Raw genomic sequence first — 3,689 nt, forward strand, 5'->3', positions numbered from 1 at the left:
CGCCTTCCAGCGGACCCTCCGGGCGTTTCGCTCTTTCGTGTTTCCAGCTTATCAGATGTTTTCCGCTCCGTTTTCCGGAGTTTCTTTCATCGGATCAGCCGGGGCCTTTCGGCGCTCCCGAACTCTAGCAGAGTTATTCGGTCCGCATTTCCCGATCGATTTCTCGAAAAGGTGCGCGACGAGTCGCTCAGTCAGAGGTTTGGGGGGCCGCCACCCGGGTGCTCCCGGTTTCGGCGACTCGTCCAACGTTAGGGCACCGGTCCGCGAGCGTCAAACACAGCGGGGCCGGATCTGGCTGGATCCGGCCCCTGATGTGCGTCTCCGCTGGTCAACCACGGTGTGGTTTCAGCCGCGTGGCGTTATTTCGACACGACCTCGACGGCCGCGATGTTGCGCTTGCCGCGCCGCAGGACGAGCCAGCGGCCGTGCAGCAGGTCCGACTCGGCCGGCACGGCCTCCTCGTCCGCCACCTTCGCGTTGTTGAGGTACGCGCCGCCCTCCTTGATCGTGCGGCGGGCGCCCGAGCGGCTCGGTGCGAGTCCGACCTCGACCAGCAGGTCGACCACCGGCCGGAGTTCGGCGACCGTCGCCTTCGGGACCTCGGCGAGGGCCGCCGCGAGGGTGGCCGGCTCCAGGTCGGCGAGGTCGCCCTGGCCGAAAAGCGCCTTCGACGCGGCGACCGCGCGCTCGTACTGCTCGGCACCATGGACCAGCGTGGTGAGCTCCTCCGCCAGCGCCCGCTGGGCGAGCCGGGCGGCCGGACGCTCGGCGGTCTCGCGCTCCAGCTCCTCGATCTCCTCCCGCGAGCGGAAGGAGAAGATGCGCAGGAAGTTCGAGACGTCCCGGTCGTCCGCGTTCAGCCAGAACTGGTAGAAGGCGTACGGCGTGGTGAGCTCCGGGTCGAGCCAGACGGTCCCGGACTCGGTCTTGCCGAACTTGGTGCCGTCCGCCTTCACGATCAGCGGGGTGGCCAGGGCGTGCACGGACCCGCCCTCGGCCTTGCGGATCAGGTCGGTGCCGGCGGTGAGGTTGCCCCACTGGTCGCTGCCGCCGGTCTGCAGGGTGCAGCCGTAGCGGCGGTTCAGCTCCAGGAAGTCCATGCCCTGGAGGATCTGGTAGCTGAACTCGGTGTAGCTGATGCCGGCGTCGGAGTTCAGCCGCCGGGCGACCGCCTCCTTGGCGATCATGTTGTTGACCCGGAAGTACTTGCCGACGTCGCGCAGCAGGCTGATCGCCGACATGCCGGACGTCCAGTCCAGGTTGTTGACCATGCGGGCGGCGTACTCGCCCTCGAAGTCGAGGAAGCGCGAGATCTGGCCACGCAGGCGGTCCACCCAGCCGGCGACCGTCTCGGGGTCGTTGAGGACGCGCTCGGCGGTCGGCTTGGGGTCGCCGATCAGGCCGGTGGCGCCGCCGACCAGGCCGAGCGGCAGGTTCCCCGCCTGCTGGATCCGGCGCATGGTGAGGATCTGCACCAGGTTGCCGAGGTGGAGGCTGGGCGCCGTCGGGTCGAAGCCGCAATAGAAGGTGACCGGGCCGTCCGCGAACGCCTTGCGCAGTGCGTCCTCGTCGGTGGACAGGGCGATCAGCCCACGCCACCGCAGCTCGTCGACGATGTCCGTCACGGTCACGCTTCTCCTTCGATCGCGTCCGGCGTCTGCCGCGGCCCTGCGGTGGGCCGCGCGCCTGGACGACTCCAGCGTTCTAGAGAGTACGCGCTCGGCGCCAGGGGGTTTCCGTACGGTCCGCCGAGCGGCGGCGCGCGCCCGGGTCCGTGCGATCGGAAATTCCGTTGTTGCCGGGGCCGTCGGCGTTCAGAGTGGATCCACCGCCGTGCGGCGGCAGTGACGGGTTCGGTCGTGCCGGCAGGCGCGGCCGTGCAGGGAGGTGGCCGGAACAATGCGCAACACGCTGGTGCTCAATGCGAGCTACGAGCCGCTGACGACGGTGTCGCTGAAGCGCGCCGTGGTACTCGTCCTCCAGGACAAGGCGGTCGTGGAGCACGCCCATCCGCTGCGCATGGTGCGCGGTACCGGCGTGGCCGTCCCGGTGCCCCGGGTGATCAGACTCAATCGCTATGTCCGGGTGCCGTTCCGACAACGCGCCCCGTGGTCGCGGCGCGGTGTGCTCATCCGCGACCAGCACCTGTGCGCCTACTGCGGCCGCCGGGCGAGCACCGTCGACCACCTGGTGCCCCGCTCTCGCGGCGGTGCGGACAGCTGGCTCAACACCGTGGCCGCCTGCTCCGAGGACAACCAGCGCAAGGCCGACCGGACACCGGAGCAGGCCGGGATGCGGTTGCTCCGGCAGCCGTTCGAGCCGACACCGGAGGCGACGCTGATGGCCGCGCTCGGGCTGCGGGACGGCGACCTCGCCGATCTCGCGCCGTGGCTGCCGGCCACTGCGTAACGCGCTGCACAGGCCCGCGGGCCGGCCCGATCGGGGGACGGGCCGGCCCGCGCCGTGGTCGGACCGGCCCGTCGGGCGTCAGCCCTTGGCCTGGAAGGCGGTGACGCTGCCGAAGTTGGCCGCGTGCTCGGGCAGCACGACCACCTTGGCCCCGCTCAGCACCCGGCCGGTGGAGAGCAGCGAGCCGGTGCCCGTCGGGAACGCGCCGCCCTGGGTCTCCTGGCCGCCCGCCAGCGCGAAGCGGCTGATGTGGGCCGGCTGGTCGAGGCGCTCGTCCACCGCGAGCAGCAGACCGGTCTCGGCCTCCAGCCCGACCGCGCGGGCCTTGCGCTTCTCGGCGATCGCGGTCGTCCACTGCGGCTTGCCGGTGGTCAGGTCGTACGCGGTGACCGCGGTCGACATGCCGCCCTCCGGCGGACCGAGCGTGGTGACCATGGTGTGGTCGTGGAAGTAGACGGTCGGCGCGGGGTCGAAGGTGCCGCGGCCGGTGTCCAGGCGTCCGGCGGGGCCGGCCACCGGGATCTCGGCGGCCGGGTCGCCGTTGGCGCCCCAGGCGAAGATCCGGTCGTCTGCGGCCTGCGCCCCGGTGGTGGCGACCACGGCGGGTTCGGCGGACAGCACGGTCACGGTCTTCGGCTGGTTGTTCAGCCCGCGCCACCACTTGAGCTTGCCGTCCGCGGCGTTGAGCGCGACCGCCTGGTCGGCCGGGGCGGAGTCGGCGCAGTTGCTGTGCAGCAGGACCGTGGCGCCGCTCGCACCGCCGGAGAGGCTGCAGAACTTGCCGGGCCCGCCGTACTGCCAGAGGTCCTTGCCGTCGGCCGCGGCCCAGGCGGAGACCTTGTCGTCGCCGACCGCGATCACCTTGTCGCCGACCACGGAGACGTGCGCGGCGTACGCGTCCTTGGTGTCGGAGAGGGTCTTCGTCCAGGCGGCCTTGCCGGTGGCGGTGTCGACGGCGGCGAGCAGGGTGCAGGGGCTCTTGGCGTCGGCGCCGGTGCGGAAGAGCACGCCGCCGAGGCCGGTGCTGCCCACGGTCGGCGAGAGGCCGCAGGGCACCGCGCCGGGAGCGGGGGCGCTGACCGACCAGGCCGGCTTGCCGTCGGCGAGGGCGTAGGCGCGCACGCCGGCCCCGTCGGCGCGGACGACCGTGTTCGCGGTCAGCCAGCTGCCGACGAGGGTGTCGTCGGCCGCGGCGGGAGCGGCGGAGGCGCCGTCCGTGGTGGCGGCCCAGGCCTTGGCGTGCGCCCACCGCACCCGCCGGCCCCCGGAACGACGAAGGA

Annotated in this window: 3 protein-coding genes; 1 reads left to right on the forward strand and 2 read right to left on the reverse strand. The window is 71.9% G+C overall.

Features of this window, described 5'->3' with window-relative positions; all coding sequences use genetic code 11:
• Positions 1-359: 359 nt before the first annotated feature.
• Positions 360-1,625, reverse strand: coding sequence for a tyrosine--tRNA ligase (gene tyrS / locus ACFV0G_RS37125; protein WP_380557537.1), 1,266 nt, complete (start codon positions 1,623-1,625; stop codon positions 360-362).
• A gap of 274 nt (positions 1,626-1,899) precedes the next feature.
• On the opposite strand from tyrS, the gene ACFV0G_RS37130 reads away from it, so the two are divergent.
• Entirely contained in the window at positions 1,900-2,409 is a 510-nt protein-coding gene (locus ACFV0G_RS37130; RefSeq protein ID WP_380557531.1) for an HNH endonuclease, read from the forward strand.
• A gap of 78 nt (positions 2,410-2,487) precedes the next feature.
• On the opposite strand, the gene ACFV0G_RS37135 is transcribed toward ACFV0G_RS37130, so the two are convergent.
• On the reverse strand, positions 2,488-3,689 hold a 1,202-nt coding region (locus ACFV0G_RS37135; RefSeq protein ID WP_380557534.1), incomplete at its 5' end, for a PQQ-binding-like beta-propeller repeat protein.

The organism is Kitasatospora sp. NPDC059571 (genome assembly GCF_042735675.1).
Classification (GTDB): Bacteria; Actinomycetota; Actinomycetes; order Streptomycetales; family Streptomycetaceae; genus Kitasatospora.

Coding starts and splice junctions, on each gene's coding strand:
- ACFV0G_RS37130 (WP_380557531.1), top strand. CDS start 1,900: ATGCGCAACACGCTGGTGCTCAATGCGAGCTACGAGCCGCTGACGACG.